The following is an 18,576-nucleotide window of genomic DNA, read 5'->3' as shown; positions in this document are numbered from 1 at the left end:
CAGCGGCTCCTTACTTCCTGGCGGCGGTCTGCTCGACTGCGCGCACGATCTTCACGTAGCAGCCGCAGCGGCAGATGTTGCCGCTCATCCACTCGCGGATCTCCTCCGGCGAGCCGGTGTGGCCCTCCTGGATGCAGCCCACCCCGGACATGATCTGTCCGGGCGTGCAATAGCCGCACTGGAAGGCGTCCTCGTCGACGAACGCCTGCTGGAGCGGGTGCAGTTCGTCGCCCTCGGCCAGGCCCTCGATCGTGGTGACCTCGGCGCCCTCCAACCGCACCGCCAGCGTCAGACAGGAGTTCACCCGACGCCCGTCGACGAAAACCGTGCACGCCCCACAAGCTCCGGCGTTGCACCCCTTCTTCGAGCCGGTCAGGCCGAACTGTTCGCGCAGTAGATCCAGCAGCGAGGTGCGGTTGTCCACGGTCACGGTCCGCCGGGTGCCGTTGACCGTAAGGGAGACGCGACTCTCAGGTGGGGCCCCGGCGGCGGCCACCTCGTCGTCGACGAGCAGAGTGCCTCCGATCACACCGCCCGCAACGACGGCACCGACCGCGGTGGTGGTGGCGATGAAGGTACGCCGGGTGGGGGCCGAGGAGGGCTCGTCGACTCCGGTGGGGGGAGGAACGGAGGACTGAGGGAGTTCAGTGGACATACGTACGCCTTCACATCACGGACGGATCAGCCGCGCACAGGGCGCCGCGGCAGGTCAAGCGGGAAGTCGTGCAGTACGGGATACGGGACGTGATTTGAGCTGCGGTGCTTCAGGAAACCGGCTCAGCCGCGCATGAGGAAGGTCGTGTCTATAGGGGGCACAAACTCAACCCCCCTCCTGAGCAGGCTCACGACTACCGTCTGGGGCTATGAAGCCGTGACCCCGGCGGCCAAGCCGACAACCACTCGGAGATGGCACGCGTACTGGCGTACCGGGTGCGACGCGGCCGACGTTGCGGGTGAAGTCGCGGTGCCACTCGTGCCCAATGCCGGCGGCTTCGAAGCGGAGGAAGTAGTAGTCGCCGTGGCGTGCGGCCGTCGCTGGCCGGTCGAGCGCCACGGACAGCCGACAAGTCACCTCGTTCAGGACGGTGTTGCCATACACGTGACCCGCGAGGTAGCTGTCCGGTGCGACCCACTACTTCCGTCGCGTGGAGCGCCGCCTCGGCAAGCACTCAACGCCCGGCTCACTTCATGGCAGCTCGTTCTCTCACGGCCGGCCGGTGGATCGGGCCGCTGGTCACCGACAGAGGCAGCCCGGTGCCCCGATTGGTGTGGGCGATGATCTCCGCTGTGATGGAGACGGCGGTCTCCTGCGGAGTGCGGGCGCCCAGGTCGAGACCGATGGGGGATCGCAGCCGGGCCAGTTGGTCCTCGGCCAGGCCGGCCTGCCTCAGCAGGTGCAGGCGCTTGTGGTGGGTGCGCCGCGAGCCCATCGCGCCGATGTAGGCGGCAGAAGTGCCGAGCGCCAGGCGTAGCAGAGGGATGTCGAACTTGGCGTCGTGGGTGAGGACACAGATGGCGGTGCGTTCGTCCACCTCGGTGCGTTCCAGATAGCGGTGAGGCCAGTCGGTCACGACCTCGTCCGCGTGCGGGAAGCGGGCCGCGGTGGCGAAGACGGGCCGGGCGTCGCACACGGTGACCCGGTAGCCGAGGAAGGCCCCGGCCTGGCTGAGGGCGGCGGCGAAGTCGACCGCTCCGAAGATCAGCATGCGCGGGCGGGCGGCGTGGACGTGCACCAGCACGGATAGCGGGCCGGGACAGTCGTCTCCCCCACCGCCGGCCGCCGCGCTTCCGGTGCGCCCCATTCGCATCAGGGCACGCGCCTGGTCCGCCACGGCCCGGTACGTCGGTCCGCTGTCCATGGTCCCGTGGGCGACGCGGTCGTCACCGAGGATGCTCACAGTCGCACCGAGGAGGCGGTCAGGGCCGTCCACGATCTGTGCCACCGCGGCCGGTCGGCCCTCGGCGACCTCGGCAAAGGCGGCGGTCAGGTGGGGCTGCCGTGTGGGGTCGATCCGCTGGACGAGGACATTGAGTTCGCCGCCGCAGGTCAGGCCGACGGCGAAGGCGTCGTCGTCGGAGTAGCCGAACCAGGCGCGTTGTGGGGCGCCCCGGTCGTGGAGCACCTGTTGGCACAGCTCGTACACCGCGCCCTCGACGCAGCCGCCGGAGATGCTGCCGACCGCGGTGCCGTCCTCGTCCACCGCGACCGACGTACCGATGGGCAGGGGTGCACTGCCGGTGACGTCGACGACGGTGGCCAGGGCGAAGGGGCGGGCTGTGCGGCACCAGCGGTGCAGTACGTCTGCGATGTTGAGCATGGACTGCCTCCGGCGTGTGCTTCTTCGTGTGGTGGGGCGGGCCGCCGCCGCACCCTCCGGGGAGTGGGAAGCGGCGGCGGCCCTGGATGGCCCGGCAGCCGGACGGGGGGGCGGCGGCCAGGCCGGCCTGGACGGTCCTTGACGGCTCCGGGGTCAGAGCAACACGTCGGCACGCGATGGGGGTGACAGAGCGGCTGAGGAGACGAGTTCCTCGGCCGGCGCTGTCTGCTGCGATGGTGTGGAGGAGCGGACAAGGACGCGAAATGCGGGTCAGAAGGTGAGGATCACCTTGGTGGCGCGCCGCTCGTCCATCGCCTTGTAGCCCTCGGGGGCCTGCTCCAGCGGCAGGGTGAGGTCGAAGACCTTCCCGGGGTCGATCTTGCGGTCCCAGATGAGCTGGATCAGGTCCGGCAGGAAGCGGCGCACGGGGGCCGGGCCGCCGAGGGTGTGGATACCGGCGAAGAACAGCTCGATCCCGGGGATCTTCACGTCGTAGTTGACGCCCACATAGCCCAGGTGCCCACCACCGCGCGTGGCGCCGACGGCCTGCATGAAGGACTCCTGGGTGCCGACCGCCTCGACCACCGAGTGCGCGCCGAGGCCGCCCGTGAGTTCCTTGATCTTCGCGACGCCCTCCTCGCCGCGTTCTTCGACGATGTCGGTGGCGCCGTAGTAGCGGGCCAGCTTCTGCCGCTCGGGGTGACGCGACATCGCGATGATGCGTTCCGCACCCAGCTGCTTGGCTGCGAGGACGGCCATCAGTCCGACCGCGCCGTCGCCGACGACCGCGACGGTCTTGCCGGGCCCGGCCTCGGCGGCGACGGCGGCGTACCAGCCGGTGCCGAGCACGTCGGAGGCGGCCAGCAGGGAAGGGATCAGCTCGGGGTCGGGCTGTCCCGGAGTGGCGACGAGAGTGCCGTCGGCGTGCGGAATGCGGGCCTTCTCGGCCTGGGTGCCGATCGTCTGCGCGACGAACTCGGCGTGCACGCACTTGGACTGGAAACCGGCCTGGCAGATCTCGCAGGTGTTGTCGGAGATGACGAACGACCCGACGACGAAGTCGCCGACCTTGACGTTCTTGACCTCGGAGCCGACCTCCTCGACGACGCCGACGTACTCGTGCCCCATGACCTGGTGATCGGCGGGCTCGATGCCGCGATACGGCCACAGGTCCGAGCCGCAGATACAGGTCGCGGTCAGCTTCACGATGGCGTCGGTCGGCTCGACGATCTTCGGATCGTCGCGCTCCTCCACCCGGACGTCGCCGGCCGTGTACATCACTACTCCACGCATGGTGGTACTCCTTGCTCTGTTGTGCTGGCGCCTACGGCGCCGGTTCGTGTTGCGGAAGGCACGGCAGTGCCGCGACCTGCTGGGTTGATGGGACTCATGTCGCCAAGCGACGGCGCTGGATGAGTGCGATGGCGATCGTGGGGATCAGGGTCAATGCGGCAATAACGGTGCCGATGACGGCGGGGCCCGTAGTGCCCAAGGAGGATTCGAGGGCGAGTCCGGCGATCCAGGACCCGATGGCGGTGCCGAGGTTGAACGCCGACACGGTCAGTGCTGACCCCAGGGTGGGCGCCTTCCCTGCGAAGCGCACGCCCAGGGAAATGAGGACCGGGTTGGCGCCCAGCCCGAAGAGTCCCAGCAGGGCGATCAGTGCGACCGTGGGCACGGCGTGGGTGGACAGCAGGCAGATCGCCAGCAGCAGGGCCGTGGTCACCGCGGGGGCCACGATCGTCGTCGCGTGCGGACGACGGTCCCCCAGGCGGCCTCCCACCAGGAAACCTGCCAGGGCACCGACGCCGAAGCCGACCAGCACCAGCGGCACGAGGCCGGCGGCCAGACCCGCCCGGTCGGTCAGCAGCGGTGAGATGTAGGTGTACGTCGACAGCACGCCGCCGGTGGTGGTCGTGCAGGCCGCGAGTGCCAGCCACAGGCGTCCCGAGCGCAGAGCGGACAGCTCGGAGCGCACGGAGATCGTCTGGCCGCCGTCGGTGTCGTGCGGAACCTGGCGAGCGATTAGTGCCATGGCGGCCGCTCCGAAAACGGCCAGGGCCCAGAACGGTCCCCGCCAGCCCATGAGCTGTCCGGCGAAAGCACCCAGCGGCACACCGACGACGTTGGCGAGCATCGCGCCGGCGCCCACGACACCCAGAGCGCGGGAACTCGCGGCAGGGCCGGCAGCGCGGGTGGCCACCACGTTGGCCACCGCCCAGAACGCCCCGGTCGCCAGCGCCGTCAGGAACCGGGCGCCCAGCAGCAGCGTGAAGCTGGAGCCGAGCGCGACGATGACGTGTCCGGCCGCGAAAACGCCCAGGGCGAGAATCAGCGTCAGCCGCTGGGGCAACCGCAGCGTCAGCATCCCCATCAACGGCGCGCCGACGATCATCCCGATGGCGAAGACCGTGATCAGCAGCCCGGCCCGGGCCACACTGACCTGCACATCACCCGCGATCTCCGGCAGCAGGCCCGCCACCACGAACTCGGTCGTACCCATCAGGAACGTGCCCAGCGCCAGCACATACACGACGAGCGGAAGCCGGGCAGGCGGACGCCCGCGGTCACCGGCGCTTACATCGGCAGGGGCGTGGAGGGCTCCTCCTCGCGTGGTCATGCATCATCTCCGCAGCGATCGAGATCGAGGTGCGCATGCCACGAAACCGCTCCTGCCGCCCTCGCGGGAGGCTGCGTTTATAGGGGGCACAAGCTCAACCCCCCTTGTCCCGATCGCGGGCCGTAGCGTGGGAAGCATGGAAAGCCGCTCCGACAACCGCGCCGACATCCGTGACTTCCTCGCTCGCCGACGCGCTCAGCTCACGCCCGAACAGGTCGGCCTGCCCACCAGCGGCCGGCGCCGCGTGCCCGGGCTGCGCCGGGAGGAGGTCGCCGTCCTCGCCGGGGTGAGCACCGAGTGGTACACACGGCTGGAGAAAGGCCACATCAGCGGCGTGTCCGAGGATGTCCTCGACGCGGTGGCCCGCACCCTGCAGCTGAGCGAGGACGAACGCATCTACCTGTTCGACCTCGCCAAAGCCGCCCACCCCAGCCCCGCACCCCGGCGCCGCCGCAAGGCCATCGACGTCCCACCCCGCGTCCAGTGGCTGCTCGACTCCATGACACTGTCCGCGGCCTTCGTCAGCAACGGCCGCCTGGACATCGTGGCCACCAACGCACTCGCCCGCGCCCTGTTCGCGCCGATGTTCGACAGTCGCACCAGCAGTGAGCGCGGCCTCCCCAACTTCGCCCGGTACTACTTCCTCGACGACACCGCCCACGACTTCGTCGACGACTGGGACCGCGCAGCCAACACCACCGTCGCCCTGCTGCGCGCCGAAGCCGGCCGCTATCCCCACGACAAGGCACTGCGCCAACTCGTCGGCGAGCTGTCCACCATCAGCACCGAATTCCGCACCCGGTGGGCCGCCCACAACGTGCGCATCCACCACGGCGGCGTCAAACACTTCCACCACCCCGACGCCGGCCCCCTGGAACTCACCTACCAGCCACTGGACCTGCCCATCTCCGCTCACGAGGCACATTCCCTGACCATCTACACCGCCCAGCCGGGCACCCCCGACGAAGAACGACTCAGACTCCTCGCCAGCTGGACGGCCACCCCCGGACCCGCCAGCTCGCTGCGCCGACGGCCGTGAGCCGGGCGAGCTGGAACCGCTGCGGTGCAGGAGTTCGGAGATGATGACGCCCGCCAGCCGTGAGATTGCGGTCGCGGGTCGGCCGTCAGCAGATCTGACTGCAGGGCGGCGGGCAGACGGCGAACGAGCTTGTGCTCGCTGAACCTGGCGATCGACTCGAAAGCCGCAGCACAGAGGGCGCAGGTGCGGCACTCGATCGGCAGCCCAGTGAGCAGAATTCCGTCGCCGCGGCGGCGCAGGTGAGGGTCATGGAGTTCTTCCGGCGTGCGGTCTACCCGAGGGAAAGTTGCTGTTCCATCCGCACCGGGAGAGCGGTCAGAAGACGGCTGCACGGTCAGCGCCGCACACGACAGGGCGGGAGGAAGGAGCTGACCATGCGCGTCGCCCCGTACGACGATGGTGCGTTCTATGTCCGAACTGCCCCCTCACCTGCCGCGGCGCCGGGTGAATCCTGCCCACCTAGACCGGTAAAGACATGGGCAGGGCGGCGCCCCGCTGCCTTCGTGTCGTGTGCACACAGCGCTGTGCGCTCCTGCCGCACGGTCGGTCAGCGGGTGGTGAGGCCGGTGAGCAGGAGGGCGAGCCATCGGGTGCGGGCGGTGGGCGGCTGGTCGGCGGGGAGGCTGGAGAGCATCAGGTACAGGTCGTCGAGGGTGAAGTCGGCGCGCAGGGCGCCCTGAGCCTGTGCGCTGCGGATGAGCCCGCCGAGGGCCTGGGTGACGCGGGTTTCCACGGCCTGCATGGCGGGGTGGGCGGTGTGGTCGGCGCTGAGCGCGTAAGCGGCTGCTTTGACGGCGCGGTTGCTGCCCGTGCCCGGCTCCCGGGTGGTCACCGTCAGCAGCGTCGGCCACCGCATCCGGGCCGACATCCACTTCGACGACCTGCAGTTCGACCGCTCCTACAACCGGGTTGTCGCCTACGGGCAGTCCAAGCTGGCCAACCTGATGTTCACCTACGAACTCCAGCGCCGCCTCGCCCCGCACCACAGCACCATCGCCGCCGCCGCACATCCCGGCACCGCGGACACCGAACTCTCGCAGAACCTGAGCGGCCTGATGCGCAAGGGAGCAGACCTGCTCCAGCCCCTGTTCAGCCAGCCGGCCTCCATGGGAGCGCTGCCCACCCTGATGGCGGCCACCGATCCCGCCGTCACCGGCGGCCAGTACTACGGGCCCGACGGCATGGGCGAAACCCGTGGATACCCCAAGGTGGTCGCCTCCAGCAAGAAGTCCCACGACACCGCCGTCCAGCAGCGCCTGTGGGCCGTGTCCCAGCAGCTCACCGACGTCACGTTCCCCGTCTGAGACCTCCACCCGCGATCCGGCCGACCAAGAGGAGGGAGCCGGCCTGCGCTGCTACTCGCGGACCCCGGATGACCTTGGCCGACTATGCCCCTGGCGGCATGGGCGCCGGGACGGCGGTAGGGCACACCGGTGACGGCAGGGTCAGCGGCGCGCGTCGCCGGGTGCGAGCAGGCTGGTGACCTCGGCGATCGCTTCCGCCGACGGGTGGAAGTAGCGCCGTACGTTCTCCGGCTTCTTGTGTCGGGACTTGGCCATCAGCATCGGCAGGCTGGCCCCGGCCTCGCCGAGGTGGGTGAGCCCGGAATGCCGGTATTCGTGCAGGTCCCAGCCCGTGCCCGGTACGCCGCCGATGGCCGTGTGCGCATCCAGCAGGGCGCGGGCCTGGCCGTACGACGGCCGAACCAGCCCGGTGTCCGGGCACACGTCACGCGGCGCGATGACCTTGCCGGGACCCGGCTTGCGGTGGGTGACGAACACCCGCCCCCGCGTACGGCCCTTGATCAGCCGGGGCAGCAGGCGGGCGGTGCCGGCGCCCGCGATCATCGCAGCCTGGCCCTGCTGGTCATGGTCACTCCCGCTGATGCCCAGGACTCCCTGGTCGCGCGGGAGTTGCTGTTCCGCCTCGCCCTGCTGCACCCCGAGATCGCCGTCGTCTGGGCCGATGCCGCCTACGCCAAGAACGGCCTCATCGAGTGGGCCAAGAAGTACCCCGACATCACCGTCAAGGTCGTACGACGCCCTCCGAAAACCAAGGGCTTCATCATCCTGCCGCGCCGCTGGGCAGTGGAACGATCTTGGTCGTGGATCATGCGGGCCCGCCGACACTGCCGTGATGACCACGAACGGCTCCCCGAGATGAGCGAAGCGCTCATCACCTGGCCCTGCATCACCCTGATGACCAGACGGCTCACCCGCCGCACCGCCGGTCCCGCCGAACGCCGCGATGTCGCCCACGGCTACCTGATGTCCGACGCCGCCTGACCTCGCGCACGACCGCAACCCAGCGCCTGACTCACGCAGGCCTCCCGCCCGGCCCTTCCTGCTCAAGACGTGTGCGCAAGGAGTCGACGCCGGCCGAGAGCTGTGACACGGACAACCCCGTCATCTCCCGCACATGCTGCCGCGTGAGGTACCCCTCCGGGTGTCCCAACACCGCGCCGGCGACGCGCCGGGTGTCAGCTCTCCGCCGGCCGGGACTGTGCGGTCAGCCCGGGGGTGACGAGGGCGAGCCAACGGGTGCGGGCGGCTGGCGGCAGGTCGGCGGGGGCGGTGGAGAACAGCAGGTAGATGTCGTTGACGGTGACGTCCGTGCGGATGTCACCGTCGACCTGCCCAGCGTGGATGAGGCCTGCGACGGCCGCGCCTGCACGGTCCTCGTCAGCACGGTTGCCCAGTGCTGCTCCGAGGGTCTGCGCGGCGGCCTTCACCGCGCGGTCGGTGGCGGACTGCTCGACGACGCGGCCGAGGAACGCGGTGAGCTCATCGAGGGCGCGGCCTTCGCCGTCGGCGACGCGGGCGAGCGCGGCCTCGGCGTCGTCCGCGACGCGGGCGAGGTACTCGGCGACGACGGCAGCGACCAGGTCGGTCTTGGTGGGGAAGTGTCGGTACAGGGTGCCTACGGCCACGCCCGCGGCGGCGGCCATCTCGTCCATCCCCACGTCGGGGCCGTAGACGGTGATCTGCTTGCCGGCGGCGGTGAGGATCTTCTTGCGGTTGCGGACCGCGTCTGCGCGCGGTGCCTTGGCCTGGGTCATGGAGGTGTCTGCGGCCTGGGTCATGGAGGTGTCTGCCCTTCCACTTGCATCAAGGTGAACTATGGTTCATGATAGATAGTGAACTTGAATTCATCTTAATCGTGAGGACCCCCCCATGCCCACCAAGACCGCCCTCGTCACCGGTGCCTCCTCCGGCATCGGTGAAGCCACCGCTCTCAAGCTGCAGAAACTCGGCTACACCGTCTACGGGGCCGCCCGCCGCACCGACCGCCTCGAAGGGCTCGCCGAGCACGACGTCCGCCCGCTGGCCATGGACGTCACGGATGAGGACTCCATGCGGGCCGGTATCGAGAAGATCGTTGCCGAGACCGGCCGGATCGACGTGCTCGTCAACAACGCCGGATACGGTTCCTACGGCGCCCTGGAAGACGTCTCCCTGGACGAGGCCCGCTACCAGTTCGAGGTCAACGTTTTCGGCGCGATCCGCCTGGCCCAGCTCGCCCTGCCCCACATGCGCACCCAGCGCGCCGGCACCGTCATCAACGTCACCTCCATGGGCGGCAAGATCTACACCCCGCTCGGCGGCTGGTACCACGGCACCAAGTTCGCCCTCGAAGCCCTCAGCGACTGCCTGCGCCTGGAGACCAAGTCCTTCGGCATCGACGTCGTCGTCATCGAGCCCGGCAGCATCGCCACCGAGTGGGGCGCCATCGCCGCCGACAAGCTGGAGAAGTCCTCCAACAGCGGTGCCTACACCGCGCACGCCGCAGCCGTCGTCTCCACCATCCGCTCGGAGGCCACCACCAAGCGCAGCTCCCCGCCCTCCGTCATCGCCGACGCCATCGGCAAGGCCGTCACCGCCCGCCGCCCCAAGACCCGCTACATCGCCGGCTCCGGAGCCCGCCCCCTGCTCGTCCTGCGCCGGATCCTGCCCGACCGCGCCTTCGACACCGTCATGTCCCGCGCCGTCGGCCTGCCCCGCTGAACCCCGCCCGGGAGGCGCAGGGTGCTGACGGCCTTCCTGAGCTGCTCGATCCGCCCCCAACCGCCAGGTGCCTCCCGCGCTCGCCCGCACGCGCTGTCCCAACCCGCGGTTCCAGCCAGAAAGCTACTACGAGGTCGGCCACTCACCGAATCAGCCTGCGCAGTCACCCGCCCCACTGGGCGTCGCGGTGTTCCCGAAGGACATCCGGCCCATCCGCGCTCTCGCGGAACGCTCCTCCAACATGGCGCTGGACCGAGTTCGACCGCGGCGGCCACTTCGCCGCCATGGAACAACCCGAACTTCTCGTCGGCGACATCCGCGCCTTCTTTCGCGAACTGACCCGCCAATAAGGCCGGAAGGCATAGTCCAACCGAAGGCTGCTCGTTTCCCTGCCTTCACGGGACAGCCGGGAACACGTTGGTAAACCAGTTTAGGTGATGCCACAAAGCTGACTGAAGACATTTTACACGAGTCGCCGATGTTCACGACGACGGAAGCAATCCCCTGAACCAGCGAAGGGGAAAGGTGTCAAGAAAACCGAACGGTACGTCAGAAACGCGTCAACGCACGGTCGGTGGCGCTTACCAGTGTCCTCGTGAACGGAGCGGGCCGCCAGGCCGGGAGCAGGGGGATGCGCCCCTGGCGGCTCATCGGGGAACAGAGCGCTGTGCACGCCGACCCCACCTGGAATTGTCCACGCCGAAATCGAGGTATGCGGCCAAATGAAGCTGCCCGGACTGACATTCACACCCGCGGAGGAAGATCCGTGCGATTGGCTGAACGCCATTCGTCAGCGGAATGACGATGGCACGTTGATGGCTGATCTCCGCGTCGATCAGACCGACCCGTTCTTTTTCGACCATCCGCTCGACCACGTTCCCGGCACCCTGCTGGTCTGCGCGATGGTGGAGTTGGCACGGCAGAGGATCAGGACCCCGCATGACCACCGGGTCAAGGGGGCGATGACCTTTCGTGCCATAGGCGAACTCAAACCGGCGCCGGTGCTGCATGTGGGCCCGCCGCAGGCGGGGCGGCGGAACATGTTCGTCACCCAGGAATCCTCGGTCGTGGCCGACGGCTGGTTCGAGTTCACCTCCGAGGCCGGGCCCGCATGGATACGTCAGGAGAGCGCTGACGAGCGGCTGCCCGCCCAGGCCGCGCTTGTGCACCGGACCCGTCCGGAGAACGTGATGATCGGCGAGCCGTCGCTGACCGACCGCCAGCTCACCGGCGGGGTGGTGTCACCACCGGACGGTCATGCGCTGAGCGGTCACCGTGCCGGCGTCCGTCCGATCGAGGCGGTCATCGAGGCGGGTCGGCAGTTGTCCACCTGGCTGTCGCACCGATTCGGCGGGTGGCCGCTGGATACCCAGATCTTGTGGGTCGGGGTGACCGCGGACCTGCCTGTCGCGCTGCCGCGCTCCCTTCCGGTTTCGTTGAGGTGGAAAACTGCGCCGATCTCGCCGAACAAGGCCAAGTTCCATTTCGACGTGGTCGCCGACGACGCACGGGAGTCCGTGCTCGGCTCTTTGGTCTATGCGAGCAAAGCGGTCAGGCCGGATGTGTACGCCCGCTTTCGCGCGAACCGAAGTGCGACATGAACCAGCGTGCCGTCGTTGCGTCCCTGCGCGCTCTGCTGCCGGCCACGGTCACAGCGGTACTGGCCGGGACCGTCCTGCTCGTCTCCTCGGGCCACCGGCCGACACACCTCGTCGCGGCGGGACTGGCCTGCGCGTATCTGGTCTGGATGCTGGCTGAGGCCCGGATCACCGTGCAACATCCGTCGCAGGCGGCCGCCGAGAACAACACGCTGCTGCCCTACGCGCTCAGCCGGGCCGGGACCGCCATCTCCGCGGTGCTGTGGCCGCTGAGTTGGGAGCGGTGGTCGGCGTGGATGATCGCGCCGATCGTGGTGTTCGCCGGCGCCGTCACGCTCCGGCTGGTGGCGATCCGGACGCTGGGCCGGTTCTACTCCCACCACGTGGTCCGCTATTCCGACCATTCGATCGTGGGCGACGGGCCGTACCGTTTCGTACGGCATCCGGCCTACTCCGGAATGGTGCTGGCCAACGCCGCCTTTGTGGCGTTCTTCCTCAATCCGTTGAGCGTGCTGTTCTTCGTTGTGTTGCTGTCGGTGGTGATATGGCGGATCCGCGTCGAGGAACGGGTGTTGTGGCTGATTCCCGCCTACCCGGCCTATGCCGGTGGTCGGGCACGTCTGATCCCGGGGGTCTGGTGACCATGGAACTCATTCTGGATGGACCCGAGCTGGGAGATCCGACGCTCGTTGGCCACAAGTTCGCCCGGCAGGACGTGATGCGCCGCGCCGGCCTGCCGGTGCCTGCGTTCTTCTGCCTGACCGGCGCCGCGTTCCAGGCGTCGGTGCCGGCCGTGACAGGGTTTCCCGGCGACGACGCGGGCTCCGCGGAGCTGATCGCATGGGCGAGCGCGGCCCGCGACAGCATCCGCGCCGGCTGTGTGCCGCCCTCGCTGGCGGACCGGGTGCTGACCGCGTTCGACGCACTGACGGATGCCGATGGCCTGGTCGCCGTGCGGGCGTGTGTCGTGGCGGACGCGGACGGCAGCGGCGAGGACGGTGCCGATGACCCCTTCGCCGGCTTGTCCGACAGTTTCCTGTACGTGGACCGTGACGCTGTACTGGCCAGGATCGTGGACTGCTGGGCCTCCGCATACAACCCCGAGGCCGTGCTCTACCGGGTACGTCGCGGAGTGGACGCGACCGCGGCCCGGATCGCGGTCGGGGTGCAGCGCATGGTGCCGGGTGTGCGGTCCTTCGTGGTGTTCACCAGGGACCCGCGCACTGGCGCCGACCGAAAGGTGATCGCCGCCGCGCACGGTATCGGGGAAGGGATCGTCCAGGAGAAGGCGGACATCGACCACTTCTTCGTGGAGGGCCGGACCGGCGCGATCGAAGTGGATCGCGTGTCCAAAACCTTGATGGTGGGCCTTGATCCGGCCCGGCCCGCAGCGGGCGTGACCACACTTCCGGTGCCCGCCGATCTCGCCGAGACACCGGTACTCACGGACGGGGAGGTAAGTCGCATCTGCGCTCTCGCCGCCAGGGCCGAGGATCTCCTGGGCGGGCCGCAGGACATCGAGGGCACCCTGACGGAAGACGGAACCGTCCACCTGGTGCAGGCCAGACCCGTGGTGGTGAGCAGGCCTGCGGCCACCGGTCCGGATGTGCCATGGACCAACCACAACCTCACCGAGAGCTTCCCAGGCCTGACCAGCGCGCTGACCTACTCCCAGGCGCAGGTCTTCTACCGGATGGGGTTCTCCGACTTCTACCGGCGGATGGGTGTGAGCGAACGCTCGCTCCGCCAGAACCGGCACCACCTGAGCCGGATGGTCGGCTACCTGGACGGCCGCGTGTACTACCGCCTGGACGCGTGGTTCACCCTGCACGGCAACATTCCCGGGTTCGAGCTCATGCGCCCGCTGTGGGAACGTTCGCTCGGGCTCACCGAACGAACAGGCATGCCCGGCGTGTCGCCTCGCCGGCCGCTGGCCCTGATGCGCAACATGCCACGACTGGCATGGATGTGCGCCAGGCAGCCACGACAGTTGCGCTTGTTCCTGCGCTGGTGGGACGCGCTGGTGGCCGATTCCGTGTCGATCGGGGACCGCCCGGCCGACGAGCTGATCGCCCGGTACCGCCACATGTGGGCCGAGGCCGAACAGCGCTGGGGCATCACGATGGTGACCAGCTATTTCGGGCTGGCCGGCCTTGCGGTCACCGGAGCTCTGCTGAAGCGCTGGGTTCCGGGGGGTGACGCGCTGCTGCCACGGTTGCTGGCCGGAGGCAGAACCAACCGCACGATCGAGTCGCTCCGGTCCGCGATCGCCTTGGCGGAGCTGGTCAATGAGCGGCCGTCGTTGCGCGAGGCCGTTCTGCGGGAACCGGAACGCCAGGTGTGGGACGAGATCTCCGCGGGCCGTCACGGCGCCGGTGTCGCCGGGGCCTTCAGCCGGCATGTGGCCACCTACGGCGACCGCGCTGTGCACGACCTGAAACTGGAAGTGCTCACCCCTCGCCAGCAGCCATGGATGATCCTGCCCACCCTGCGGCCGTTCATCGCCCAGCGCCTGACCGTGGCCGGCAACATGGCCGACGAGGCGCGCACCAGGGCGGAAGCACGGCGGGTCCTGCGCGACACCTGCCCGAACCCGCTGCGCAGAATTGTGCTGGGCGCGGCGCTGGCATTCCTGCGGTTCGCCGTCAAGGCCCGCGAGGACACCCGGTTCTGCCGCAGCCAGCTGTACGGCGTCTCACGCGAGGTGCTCTGGCAGCTCGCCGACCGGCTGGTCGCGTCGGGAATGCTGGACGACGCCGCCGACGTGGTGCATCTGCAGGTGGACGAGGTGCTGGGCGCCTTCGACGGTACGCTGCCCGGCCGTGACCTGCGCGCCCTGGTACGGGTGCGCAGGGAAGGGATGGCCCGGGCGGCCGACAGACCTGATCCCCCGGCGTACTTCACCACGCCGGCCGGCCCTCCGGTCCCCATCGCACTGGAGTCACGCCAGGACCCCGAGGTGCTCGCCGGTATGACGGAGGACGGCGTACTGCGCGGCCTGGCGTCCAGCAGCGGCAGGGTGCGGGCCCGCGCGAAGGTCGTTCAGGACACGTCCGTGTCCCCGGAGTCCTGCACGGACCGCATCCTCGTCGCGAAGGAGACCGACCCTGGCTGGTTGGCCCTGATGATGGCGGCCAAGGGCATCGTCGTCGAACGCGGCAGCCTGATCTCGCACACCGCGATCAGCGGGCGGCTGCTGGGAATCCCCACCGTGGTGGCGGTGCCGGGGGCCATGACCGTCATCCCGGACGGTGCCTGGCTGGAGATCGACGGGGACACCGGCCAAGTACGTCTGCTGTCCGAGCCCGAGTCCAAACAATCCGCGGAGTAGACGTGCGTGTGGAGAACCTGCATATAGCCGGGCTGAGCAGCTACCTGCCCGAGCCATTCCCAGCGGACCGCGCGGTCGCCTTGGGCCTGTACGACGAGCAGACGTGGAAGAAGGACGGCTGGACCAGTGCCGCAGTGGCCGGGGACATCTCCGCGCCCGAGATGGCCGTCGTCGCGGCGAACAGGGCTCTGGCCCGGTCGGGACACTCCAACGGCGAGGTCGGGCTGCTGCTGCACGCATCGACCTTCGACCAGGGACCGGAAGCGTGGACACCCCACCACTACATACTCCGGCACACCCTCGGCAGCCAGGTACCGGCCATGGAGGTGCGGCAAGGCTGCAATGGTGTCCTGGCCGCCATGGAACTCGCCCACGGCTATCTGAGCGTCGGCTCGGGCCGCGTCGCGGCACTGGTCACCGGCGCCGACAAGTTCGGTACACCACGTGTGGACCGCTGGCGGTACCAGGCGGGAGCCAACACCCCACGGGGCTCCATCCTCGGTGACGCGGCGACCGCGGCCGTCCTGTCCACTCGGGAGGGATTCGCCCGGGTCAAGGCGATCAACTCGGCGTCCCTGCCGGACCTGGAGGAGATGAACCGCCCTGAAGGCCCGCTGTTCCCACCCGCGATCACCTCCGACGGCCCGATAGAACTCGGCGCCAGGCTGGCCGACTTCGTCCGGCGATTCCCGGACAGGGCAGCAGCGGCCAATCGAGCGGTGTACCTCGCCCGTACCGAACTCGGTCTGCGCTCGATCGAGGAAGCCGACCTCACCCCGGCCGACATCAGCCGGGTCACCCATGTGTTCTCCGGCGGAGAGGCCTACCTCGGCACCATCATGCGGCCCCTGGGCATCGATCCCGCGCGCGGCATGCTCGAACTCGGCCGTCCGCTCGGTCATCTGACGGTCAATGACCACTTCGTCGCCCTGACACATCTGGTCGAGACCCGGCAACTGGCCGAGGGAGACCACGTACTGATGATCAGCAACGGGGTGGGCGTCTCCCTCACCGCCGCCGTCATCGAGATCACCCACCTACCTGCCTGGGCCACCGGACGCCCGCAGCCGTACGAGGAGAAGAAATGAACGTCCAGGATTGGATCGACCAGCTCCAGGCCCGGTGGAAGGAACGGGATCCGGAAGCGATCGCCGCACTGTTCACCGATGACGCGTCCTACCACCAGGGGCCGTTCGGCACACCTCATGTCGGCCACGACGCGATCGCCGAGCACTGGACGGCCACTTTGTCGCGCCAGAAGGACCCGGCCGTCTGGTTCGGCACCCCGATCGTGTCCGCCGATCGCGCCTCGGTGGAGTGGTGGTGCATTCTCTACGACCCCGCCACCGGGACCCCGCGAAGCGCCGCGGGCTGCCTCGCCCTGAGGTTCGCCGAGGACGGGCGCTGCGCGCAGTTCAAGGAGTACTGGCACCGGGCGCCTGAAGCCGCGCTCGAGCCGGCCGAAGGATGGCTGCGGTGACGGACATCAGCGATGCCGGCCCCCGAGGCGAGAAGGCCCCGGCGGCGACATGCCCGCATTTCCCCTTCGCCGACCGACCGGGCGTCAGCCTGGACTCCGGGTATCTGAACGTCTTCCGCGACCAGCCGCTGGTACCGGTCACCCTGAACGGCGGCCGGAGCGCGTTGCTGGTCACCCGGTACGCGGACGTCAGGACGGTGCTGTCCGATCCGCGTTTCAGCCGCGAGGCCTGGGCCAACGGAACGCTGTTCGCCCGGAAGTCCAGCGCGCTGGCCCTGGCCACCAGCGACGCGCCCGTCCACACCCGGCGCCGCAGCGCGGTCCAGTCCTGGTTCACCTACCGCAAGGCGGAGCAGGCCCGCCCCCACATCGCCGCCCTCGCCGAGCGGCTGCTGGACCGGATCGAAGCCACCGGTCCTCCCGTGGACCTGATCGCCGAGTTCAGCGCCCTCTTCCCCTATCAGGTGATCGGCGACATGCTCGGCCTCCCGGTTTCGGACCTGGACCCGTTGCGGCCCTGGATGACGGTGATGATGTCCGCCGGGCGGTTCTCCGCCGAGGAGGTCACCACCGCGCACGAGAGCATGTACGGATACTTCTTCGACCAGTTGGCGGACAGGCGACGCACAATAGCGGCCGGAGAGCCCGGTGACGACCTGCTCACCGCACTGCTGACCGCCCCGGAGGACGACCGCCTCAGCGACGAGGAGATCGCGGTCCTCGGATTCGGCCTGTTGATGGCCGGCGGCGAAACCACCGCCTCACATCTGGCGATGTGCGTCCTGCAAGTGCTGAGAACGCCAGGACTGGCCGAGTCGCTCCGTCAGGACCCCTCGGCGATCCCCACCGTGGTCGAGGAGCTGCTGCGCTGGGTGTGGTTCGCCGGGACCGGCGGCCAGCCTCATGTCACCGTCGAGGACGTGGAACTGGCCGGAACGCTCATACCCGCCGGACAGGTCGTCATCCCCCTCACCGACGCGGCCAACCGCGACGAGGAGGTGTTCACAGATCCCGACGAGTTCCGTCCCGGCCGCTTCGACAATCCGCACCTGGGGTTCGGACACGGTCGGCACATGTGCCTCGGTGCTGCCCACGCCCGCGTGGAACTCCAGGTCGGGCTGGCGGCGATCCTGCGCAGGCTGGACGGTCTGGAGCTGGCTGTGAACGAGACGTCACTGACGTGGCGTGACCAGATGTTCATACGCGGGGTGTGGACCCTGCCGGTGCGGTGGCGCGTGCGGGGAGACACGGCGTGATCGGTCGCTGGGCCCGTTTCGTGGCCGGAAGCTATCCGCCGCTTATCTCGGTACTGTTCGCGTGCGCCTGGGCCTACGGCGTGACCGGGCTGTTCGCCGCCATCCAGCCGCCATACGCTGCGGCCTGGCGGCCCGACACCGGTACGGCCGTGGCCGCAGTCACCCTCGTCATCACCCTGTTGCTGATGCGTGCGGTGGACGACATCCGGGACCTCGACTACGACCGTCGTCACAACCCGAAACGCCCCCTGGCAAGGGGAGCCGTGAGCATCCGGGACCTCCTCATGCTGTGCGCGTCGGGCTCCGTGGTGTTGCTGGCCATCAACGCGGACAGCCCGACGGCCCTGGCGGTTCTCGCCGGGCAGCTCGGCTACTGCCTGCTCGTCCTCGCCGTCCACCACTGGCTGCGCTGGCCGTCCGGCGACAAGCTCGTGCTCAGCCTGCTCGTCAGTTTCCCGGCCCAGTTGCTTCTGCACCTGTATCTGTACGCCAGATACCTGCACAGCACGTCGCTCGGCACGAGTGAAGACGCGGTGCTCGCCATCGTCATCGTCGTGCTCGCCTCGGTCCATCCGGAGCTGGCGAAGAAGATCACCCGTCGCCCGCAGCCGGGCGAGCGCAGCTATGTCGACGTCTTCGGCCTCGCCGGCACCACGGTCATCGCGCTGGCCGCTCCCGCCCTCTCGGCCGTGCTGCTCATCGCCGGCGCGCGGGCCACAGCGGTGCTGGTGCCGCTCGCCGTCCTTCCCCTGGCACTGCCGGCCCTCGCCGGCTGGCGCTTTCGGAGATCGGCGGCCCTCCGCTGGCCTGCGGCGGCACCAGCTCTGTACTTGCTGGTGACGTTCGCCGGCTACTTCGTGATCGGCCTGAGTTCCGGGTGAACGACCCAGCGGTGCGTCCGCCCGGTCCCGGCTCCGACCGGCGGCGTGC

Annotated in this window: 15 protein-coding genes and 3 pseudogenes; 11 read left to right on the top strand and 7 right to left on the bottom strand. The window is 69.2% G+C overall.

Annotated elements, in window-relative coordinates; all coding sequences use genetic code 11:
- Positions 1-10: 10 nt before the first annotated feature.
- The 4 genes from CP976_RS35780 to CP976_RS35765 form a co-directional block, all read right to left on the bottom strand.
- Positions 11-655, bottom strand: coding sequence for a (2Fe-2S)-binding protein (locus CP976_RS35780; RefSeq protein ID WP_150484043.1), 645 nt, complete (start codon positions 653-655; stop codon positions 11-13).
- A 526-nt stretch (positions 656-1,181) separates the two neighbouring features.
- On the bottom strand, positions 1,182-2,318 hold the full coding sequence (locus tag CP976_RS35775; protein WP_150484042.1) for an XdhC family protein: 1,137 nt from the start codon (positions 2,316-2,318) through the stop codon (positions 1,182-1,184).
- Between the two features lie 270 nt (positions 2,319-2,588).
- Positions 2,589-3,611, bottom strand: a complete 1,023-nt coding sequence (locus tag CP976_RS35770) for a zinc-dependent alcohol dehydrogenase family protein (RefSeq protein ID WP_208838950.1) — start codon at positions 3,609-3,611, stop codon at positions 2,589-2,591.
- A 94-nt stretch (positions 3,612-3,705) separates the two neighbouring features.
- Positions 3,706-4,938, bottom strand: coding sequence for an MFS transporter (locus CP976_RS35765; RefSeq protein WP_150484041.1), 1,233 nt, complete (start codon positions 4,936-4,938; stop codon positions 3,706-3,708).
- A gap of 136 nt (positions 4,939-5,074) precedes the next feature.
- Between CP976_RS35765 and CP976_RS35760 the strand changes: the two genes are divergently transcribed.
- On the top strand, positions 5,075-5,977 hold the full coding sequence (locus CP976_RS35760) for a helix-turn-helix domain-containing protein (RefSeq protein ID WP_150484040.1): 903 nt from the start codon (positions 5,075-5,077) through the stop codon (positions 5,975-5,977).
- A gap of 547 nt (positions 5,978-6,524) precedes the next feature.
- Here CP976_RS35760 and CP976_RS35755 read toward each other — a convergent pair.
- Positions 6,525-6,833 (bottom strand): SbtR family transcriptional regulator, encoded by a 309-nt coding sequence (locus CP976_RS35755; RefSeq protein ID WP_341874630.1) that lies wholly within the window; start codon positions 6,831-6,833, stop codon positions 6,525-6,527.
- Between CP976_RS35755 and CP976_RS35750 the strand changes: the two are divergent.
- Positions 6,766-7,281, top strand: a pseudogene (locus CP976_RS35750) (oxidoreductase); the annotation flags it as partial. The gene CP976_RS35755 and the pseudogene CP976_RS35750 sit on opposite strands and share 68 nt — an antisense overlap.
- 141 nt (positions 7,282-7,422) lie before the next feature.
- Here the strand turns inward: CP976_RS35750 and CP976_RS43095 are convergent.
- A pseudogene (locus CP976_RS43095) lies at positions 7,423-7,812 on the bottom strand (site-specific integrase); the annotation flags it as partial.
- 6 nt (positions 7,813-7,818) lie between these two features.
- Here CP976_RS43095 and CP976_RS43090 point away from each other — a divergent pair.
- Positions 7,819-8,196, top strand: a pseudogene (locus CP976_RS43090) (transposase); the annotation flags it as partial.
- A 260-nt stretch (positions 8,197-8,456) separates the two neighbouring features.
- Here the strand turns inward: CP976_RS43090 and CP976_RS35740 are convergent.
- Entirely contained in the window at positions 8,457-9,059 is a 603-nt protein-coding gene (locus CP976_RS35740; protein ID WP_229876711.1) for a TetR/AcrR family transcriptional regulator, read from the bottom strand.
- A gap of 91 nt (positions 9,060-9,150) precedes the next feature.
- Here CP976_RS35740 and CP976_RS35735 point away from each other — a divergent pair, with 91 nt between their 5' ends.
- From CP976_RS35735 to CP976_RS35695, 8 genes are all read left to right on the top strand, one after another.
- On the top strand, positions 9,151-9,981 hold the full coding sequence (locus CP976_RS35735) for an oxidoreductase (protein ID WP_150484037.1): 831 nt from the start codon (positions 9,151-9,153) through the stop codon (positions 9,979-9,981).
- A 722-nt stretch (positions 9,982-10,703) separates the two neighbouring features.
- Entirely contained in the window at positions 10,704-11,582 is an 879-nt protein-coding gene (locus tag CP976_RS35725; protein ID WP_150484036.1) for an AfsA-related hotdog domain-containing protein, read from the top strand.
- The gene (locus CP976_RS35720) at positions 11,579-12,220 is read left to right on the top strand and encodes a methyltransferase family protein (protein ID WP_150484035.1); all 642 of its coding nucleotides are present in this window, start codon (positions 11,579-11,581) and stop codon (positions 12,218-12,220) included. The genes CP976_RS35725 and CP976_RS35720 overlap by 4 nt, the downstream gene beginning before the upstream one ends.
- Before the next feature lie 2 nt (positions 12,221-12,222).
- Positions 12,223-14,910: a PEP/pyruvate-binding domain-containing protein gene (locus CP976_RS35715; RefSeq protein ID WP_167537482.1), complete on the top strand. Its 2,688-nt coding sequence runs from the start codon at positions 12,223-12,225 to the stop codon at positions 14,908-14,910.
- Between the two features lie 2 nt (positions 14,911-14,912).
- Complete coding sequence (locus tag CP976_RS35710; RefSeq protein ID WP_150484033.1) at positions 14,913-15,998, top strand: ketoacyl-ACP synthase III family protein; 1,086 nt, start codon at positions 14,913-14,915, stop codon at positions 15,996-15,998.
- Positions 15,995-16,390 carry a nuclear transport factor 2 family protein gene (locus tag CP976_RS35705; protein ID WP_150484032.1) on the top strand — a complete coding sequence of 132 codons (396 nt, stop codon included), beginning with the start codon at positions 15,995-15,997 and terminating at the stop codon, positions 16,388-16,390. Before CP976_RS35710 ends, CP976_RS35705 begins: the two co-directional genes overlap by 4 nt.
- The gene (locus tag CP976_RS35700) at positions 16,387-17,646 is read left to right on the top strand and encodes a cytochrome P450 (RefSeq protein ID WP_167537481.1); all 1,260 of its coding nucleotides are present in this window, start codon (positions 16,387-16,389) and stop codon (positions 17,644-17,646) included. Before CP976_RS35705 ends, CP976_RS35700 begins: the two co-directional genes overlap by 4 nt.
- On the top strand, positions 17,643-18,527 hold the full coding sequence (locus tag CP976_RS35695; RefSeq protein WP_150484030.1) for a UbiA prenyltransferase family protein: 885 nt from the start codon (positions 17,643-17,645) through the stop codon (positions 18,525-18,527). The genes CP976_RS35700 and CP976_RS35695 overlap by 4 nt, the downstream gene beginning before the upstream one ends.
- Positions 18,528-18,576: the final 49 nt, after the last annotated feature.

Source organism: Streptomyces coeruleorubidus (genome assembly GCF_008705135.1).
Taxonomy (GTDB): domain Bacteria; phylum Actinomycetota; class Actinomycetes; order Streptomycetales; family Streptomycetaceae; genus Streptomyces; species Streptomyces coeruleofuscus.
Note: the sequence above shows the minus strand (reverse complement) of the source record. Positions and strands in the feature narration are given on the sequence as shown.